Origin of the sequence: Desulfovibrio legallii, from assembly GCF_004309735.1 — a bacterium.
Taxonomy (GTDB): Bacteria; Desulfobacterota; Desulfovibrionia; order Desulfovibrionales; family Desulfovibrionaceae; genus Desulfovibrio; species Desulfovibrio legallii.
In genome coordinates, this window is the sequence record NZ_SIXC01000013.1 from 73,678 (window position 1) to 79,736 (window position 6,059).

General features: G+C 62.1%; 6 protein-coding genes. All 6 read left to right on the forward strand.

The window, feature by feature from the left end; all coding sequences use genetic code 11:
- Positions 1-19 precede the first annotated feature (19 nt).
- A complete protein-coding gene (gene pssA / locus EB812_RS10160) occupies positions 20-781 on the forward strand; it encodes a CDP-diacylglycerol--serine O-phosphatidyltransferase (protein ID WP_242621272.1) in 762 nt (253 codons plus the stop codon).
- A gap of 112 nt (positions 782-893) precedes the next feature.
- Positions 894-2,441: a 2-isopropylmalate synthase gene (locus EB812_RS10165; RefSeq protein ID WP_118229529.1), complete on the forward strand. Its 1,548-nt coding sequence runs from the start codon at positions 894-896 to the stop codon at positions 2,439-2,441.
- A gap of 119 nt (positions 2,442-2,560) precedes the next feature.
- Positions 2,561-3,823: a 3-isopropylmalate dehydratase large subunit gene (locus EB812_RS10170; protein WP_118229530.1), complete on the forward strand. Its 1,263-nt coding sequence runs from the start codon at positions 2,561-2,563 to the stop codon at positions 3,821-3,823.
- Positions 3,824-3,863: 40 nt separating this feature from the next.
- Entirely contained in the window at positions 3,864-4,373 is a 510-nt protein-coding gene (locus EB812_RS10175; RefSeq protein ID WP_118229531.1) for a 3-isopropylmalate dehydratase small subunit, read from the forward strand.
- Positions 4,374-4,384: 11 nt separating this feature from the next.
- Positions 4,385-5,458: a 3-isopropylmalate dehydrogenase gene (gene leuB, locus EB812_RS10180; protein ID WP_130958245.1), complete on the forward strand. Its 1,074-nt coding sequence runs from the start codon at positions 4,385-4,387 to the stop codon at positions 5,456-5,458.
- 353 nt (positions 5,459-5,811) lie between these two features.
- Positions 5,812-6,059: hypothetical protein (locus EB812_RS11730; protein WP_207287366.1), on the forward strand; the 248-nt coding region annotated here is incomplete at its 3' end.

Below are 6,059 nucleotides of genomic sequence, written 5' to 3' on the forward strand. Positions count from 1 at the left end.
ATACGTTATGGATGTTTTTATGGCCGTGGAACGCAGAAAACCCCGCAAGGGAGTTTACCTCCTGCCCAACATGATCACCACCCTGAGCATGTTTCTGGGCTTTCTGTCCATGGTCTGGTCCGGCCAGGGCCGTTTTGAGGCGGCCTGCTTTGCCATCCTGCTTTCCGCCGTTATGGACGGGCTGGACGGCAAGGTGGCCCGGCTCACCAACACGGCCAGCGAATTCGGCGTGCAGTACGATTCCCTTTCCGATCTGGTGGCCTTTGGTCTGGCCCCGGCCATGCTGCTCTGGCACTGGCAGCTTGCGGCGCTGGGCCGGGTGGGCGTGGCCGCCGCCTTTATTTATGCCGCTTGCGGAGCCCTGCGCCTGGCGCGCTTCAACATCAGCACCGCCGCTGTGGGCAAACGCTTTTTCATTGGCTTGCCCATCCCTGCCGCAGGCTGCACCCTGGTGACCTTCGTCTTCTTTGCCGCCTTGTTCCCTGACGGAATCCGCCCCGCTTTGCCGTACATGGCCCTGGTGCTGGGCGTGGGCGTGGGCGTGTTGATGGTCAGCAGGACGCGCTACTTTTCTTTCAAGGAATACGACTTCCTGCGCCTGCACCCCATCCGCGCCATGCTGGGCTTTCTGCTGGTGCTGGGCACCGTCATCTCTGCGCCGCGCACCATGGGCTTTGTGCTCAGCGCCGCCTACATCGCCGGCGGCCTGGTCTACACCATGGTCATTCTGCCCCGCCGCAACCGTCAGCTACTACGCGCCCTATCGCCTCAAAGCGATTGAGGTTGCGTAACGGTTCGCCGCCCGCCGGGGCGGACGCTCCCTGGTCAGCCGCCCTTTACGGCGGCCGTTATGCACGATATATCCATCCCTTGTGCAACCAGAGGAGAACGCCATGAACAACCGCGTGTATTTTTTCGATACCACCCTGCGCGACGGGGAGCAGTCTCCCGGCGCCACCATGAATCTGCAGGAAAAATTGCGTCTTGCCCACCAGCTTGAAGTTCTGGGCGTGGACGTGATGGAAGCGGGTTTTCCCGCCTCCAGCCCCGGCGATTTTGCCTCGGTGCAGCGCATCGCGGCTCAGGCCGGGGATATTCAGGTGGCGGGGCTGGCGCGTTGCGTACCCAACGATATCGACCGTTGCTGGGAGGCCGTCAAGGTGGCCCGGCATCCACGCATCCACGTTTTTTTGTCCACCTCGCCCCTGCACATGCGCTACAAGTTGCGCAAAGAGCCTGAAGATGTGCTGCGCATGGCCGTGGAAGGCGTCAAACGCTGCGCCGTCCATACGGACAATGTGGAATTCTCCTGCGAAGATTTTTCCCGCTCGGAAGGGGACTTTGTCTGCCGGGTGGTGGAGGCTGTCATCAATGCCGGGGCCACCACCATCAATCTGCCCGACACCGTGGGCTATGCCGAGCCGGAAGAATACGCCGCCCTTCTTGACTACGTCATCAAAAATACGCCCAATAGCGATAAGGCCATCTTCAGCGTGCACTGCCACAACGACCTGGGCCTGGCCGTGGCCAACACCCTGGCCGCTTTCAAGGTCGGCGTGCGCCAGGCCGAGGTGACCCTTTGCGGCATTGGCGAACGCGCGGGCAATGCCTCGCTGGAAGAAGTGGTCATGAACCTGCACGTGCGGCATGACCACTTCGGCCTGACCCACAAGATCGTCACAGAGCAGATATATCCCTCCTGCCGGCTGCTTTCCATGACCATCGGCCAGCCTATCCCCAACAACAAGGCCATTGTGGGGGCCAACGCCTTTGCGCACGAATCGGGCATTCACCAGGACGGCATGCTCAAAAACCGCGAAACCTACGAGATTATGACGCCGCAGTCCGTGGGACGTACTGAAAGCAGCCTGGTCATCGGCAAGCATTCGGGCCGCAACGCCGTGCGCAGCAAGTTTGAGAGCATGGGCTACACCTTGGACGATACCCAGATTAATGTGGTTTTCGAGGCCGTGAAAAAACTGGCCGACCGCAAAAAGACCCTGCACGACGACGACCTTATGGCCCTGGTGCAGGAAGAAATCTACCGCATGCCGGACCGCTTCCGCCTGCGCCATGTGAGCGTGCAGAGTTCTGATGCGGGCGGCGTGCCGCCCACGGCCGCCGTGCTTATGGATGTGGATGGCCTTGAGCGTAGCGGCGCCGGCTTTGGCGTGGGCCCGGTGGACGCGTTGTTCAATGTCATTGCCGACCTGGTGGGGCGCGAACCTACGCTGGAGCAGTACGCCATCAACGCCATTACCGGCGGCACCGACGCCCAGGGCGAAGTGACCGTACGGCTGCGCGACGGCGAGGTAAGCGCCGTGGGGCGCGGCACGCACCCGGATATTTTTGTGGCCAGCGCCAGAGCCTATGTGAACGCCCTTAACCACCTCTTCAAAAAAGAGCAGGAAGGACCGCGGCTGCACTGCCAGCATGATTGATCCGGCTTTTGGCCGATATAATACACAACACGGCGCCGGGACGAACGCGCGTCCGTCCCGGCGCCGCGCATACCGCCATGCGTCGACATGGCCTTCTCACAGGCTGAAAGGAGTTTTCTATGCCCCAAACGCTTGCACAAAAAATTCTGCAAGCCCACACCGATACGCCGGTGGAGCAGGACGGCCAGATCGTCCAGTGCCGCGTATCCGCAGTGCTGGCCAATGACATCACCGGGCCCCTGGCCATCAAGTCCTTCCACGGCATGGGCGCGGAGCGGGTCTTCAACAGGGATCGTGTTATCCTGGTCATGGACCACTTCACCCCGCAGAAGGATATTGATTCCGCCAACCAGGTGCTCATAAGCCGCAAGTTTGCCCAAGAGCAGAACCTCACCCACTACTACGAGGGCGGCGACTGTGGCGTGGAGCACACCTTGCTGCCCGAACAGGGCCTGGTGGGCCCCGGCGACCTGGTCATCGGCGCGGACAGCCACACCTGCACCTATGGCGGCATCGGGGCTTTTGCCACGGGCATGGGCTCCACGGATATCGCCGCGGGCATGGCCCTGGGCGAAACCTGGCTCAAGGTGCCGCCCACCATCCGTGTCACCATCACGGGTTCCATGCCCAAATGGCTGCGCGGTAAAGACCTCATGCTTATGCTCATCGGCGCCATCGGCGTGGACGGCGCCCTGTATAAGGCTCTGGAATTCGCCGGGCCGGTGGTGGACAACCTTTCGGTGGAAGGCCGCCTGTGCATGGCCAACATGGCCATTGAGGCCGGGGCCAAGGTGGGGCTTTTTGCCGTGGACGTGAAAACCCGCGCCTTCTGTGCCGAGCACAAGCGCCCCGGCGTCACCGATGATTTGGCCGCCGACCCCGGCGCTCTTTATGAAAGGGAAGTGGACATCAATGTCACGGGCAAAGAACCGGTGGTAGCCTGTCCGCATTTGCCTTCCAATGTGCGGCCCGTGTCCGAAGTGCGGCGCACGCCCATCCAGCAGGTGGTCATCGGCTCCTGCACCAACGGCCGCATCGGCGATATGCGCGACGCTGCCGCTGTGCTGCGCGGGCGTAAGGTAGATAAAAGCGTGCGCTGCATCGTGCTGCCCTCCACCCCCAGCGTCTGGCGGCAGTGCCTGAAGGAAGGCCTTATCGAAACCTTTATGGACGCCGGCTGTATTGTGGGGCCCAGCACCTGCGGGCCTTGCCTGGGCGGCCACATGGGCATTCTGGGCGACGGCGAGCGCGCCGTGGCCACCACCAACCGCAACTTCAAGGGCCGTATGGGCAGCCTCAGCTCCGAGGTTTATCTGGCCAGCCCCGTGGTGGCGGCGGCTTCGGCCGTGGCCGGACACGTGGCTGGGCCGGACCAGCTGTAAGGGCCACCCGTGACTGACCAACTGCCATAAGGGTTTGACAATGCAATACAAAGGCACTGCCCACAAAGTGGGCGAACATATTGATACGGACGCCATCATTCCGGCGCGCTTTCTGGTCACCACCGACGCCCGGAAGTTGGGCGCAAACTGTATGGCCGGCCTGGAACCGGACTGGGTCAAGCGTGTGGCCCCCGGCGATATTCTGGTGGCCGGCCGCAACTTTGGCTGTGGTTCCTCGCGGGAGCACGCTCCTATTGCCATCCTGGGCGCGGGCATGCCCGTGGTGGTGGGGCACAGTTTTGCCCGCATCTTCTACCGCAACGCCTTCAATATGGGGCTGCTGCTGCTGGAAGTGGGCGACGAGGTGGACAAGATCAACGACGGCGACAGCCTGGAAATCGACGCCGCCACAGGGCGTATCCGCGACCTGACCAATGGCGCGGAAATTATCTGCCCGCCCCTGCCCAAATCCATGTCTGATATTCTTTCCAAGGGCGGCCTGGTGGGCTATGTGAAGGAACGTCTGGCCCGGCAGGCCCAGGAACAGTAAGGGAGACGCACATGAACAAAACCATCTGCCTGTTGCCGGGGGACGGCATCGGTCCGGAAATTCTGGCCCAGGGCGTCAAGGTGCTGGAGGCCGTGGCCCAAAAGTACAACCACCAATTCAGCTTTGTGACAGCTCAGATCGGCGGCGCGGCCATTGACGCCACGGGCGGGCCCTTGCCCGACGCCACAGTGCGCGCCTGCCAGGAAGCCGACGCCGTGTTTCTGGCCGCCGTGGGCGGCCCCAAGTGGGACGGGCTTGCGCCGGAAAAGCGGCCGGAAAAGGGCTTGCTGGGCATCCGCAAGGCCCTGGGGCTGTTCGCTAACCTGCGCCCGGCCCTGCTGCTGCCCGAACTGGCCGGGGCCTGCCTGCTCCGCTCGGATATCGCGGCCAAGGGGCTGGACCTGGTGGTGGTGCGCGAGCTCACCGGCGACGTCTACTTTGGCGAGCCGCGCGGTCTGGAAACGCGCGACGGCCTGCGCACGGGATTCAACACCATGATCTACACGGAAGAAGAAATCCRCCGCATTGCCTGGGTGGGCTTTGAAACGGCCCGTAAGCGTCGCCGCAAGGTCTGCTCTGTGGAGAAGAGCAATGTGCTCGAAACCTCCCGCCTGTGGCGCGAAGTGGTTATGGAAGTGCACCGCGACTACGCCGATGTGGAATTGACCCACATGTATGTGGATAATGCCGCCATGCAGCTGGTGCGCGATCCTTCCCAGTTTGACGTCATCCTTACCGGCAATATTTTTGGCGATATTCTTTCGGACGAGGCTTCGGTCATCACCGGTTCTCTGGGCATGCTGCCTTCGGCTTCCTTGGGGGCCTCCGGGCCGGGCCTGTTTGAGCCTATCCACGGTTCCGCCCCGGATATCGCCGGGCAGGACAAGGCCAACCCCCTGGCGACCATCCTTTCTGCCGCCATGCTCCTGCGCCTGGGCCTTGGCCTGGGCGACGAAGCCGACACCGTGGAGGCGGCCGTGCGCGCCGCCCTGGCCCAGGGTTTCCGCACCGGCGACATCATGGAGCCGGGCAAGACCTGCTTGGGCTGCGTTGCGATGGGCGCGAAGGTGGTGGAGAACCTGTAGGGCGTTGCTGGCCCGGCTTTGCGGCACGGCCAGGGCGTGTGGCGGAAATACCCGCGCGGGAAGGGCCTGCCGGACCCGGCGGGGGAGCGGGCGCAGTGGAGTTTGTCGTACCGCTTGAGCAAAAACAGCCTTTTTTGCGCCGACGGCGTCAGCGGAGGATTTTTGCTGCTCACGGACTTGAGTCCGCTGCGCGCAAAAATTCTCCGCTTTCTTGTCGGCATCAAAAAAATCTTATTTTTTCCAASGTGGCTTCGCTCAATGGATTCGGGATGATGATGTGCTTTTGGAAAGAAAAGCCCACGAAAACATATGGTGGGAAGGCTTAGGGGGCTGATGCCCAAGGGCTGGGCAATTTGTTTCTGAAAAAATCAGGAAGGCGTAAAGGCCAGGGCGTGTGGCGGAAATACCCGCGCGGGAAGGGCCTGCCGGACCCGACGGGGGAGCGGGCGCAGCGGAGTTTGTCGTACCGCTTGAGCAAAAACAGCCTTTTTTGCGCCGACGGCGTCAGCGGAGGATTTTTGCTGCTCACGGACTTGAGTCCGCTGCGCGCAAAAATTCTCCGCTTTCTTGTCGGCATCAAAAAAATCTTATTTTTTCCAAC

Bases quoted from the DNA above. Each gene is read 5' to 3' on its own strand.
- pssA (WP_242621272.1), top strand. From the start codon at position 20: ATGGCCGTGGAACGCAGAAAACCCCGCAAGGGAGTTTACCTCCTGCCC.
- EB812_RS10165 (WP_118229529.1), top strand. From the start codon at position 894: ATGAACAACCGCGTGTATTTTTTCGATACCACCCTGCGCGACGGGGAG.
- EB812_RS10170 (WP_118229530.1), top strand. From the start codon at position 2,561: ATGCCCCAAACGCTTGCACAAAAAATTCTGCAAGCCCACACCGATACG.
- EB812_RS10175 (WP_118229531.1), top strand. From the start codon at position 3,864: ATGCAATACAAAGGCACTGCCCACAAAGTGGGCGAACATATTGATACG.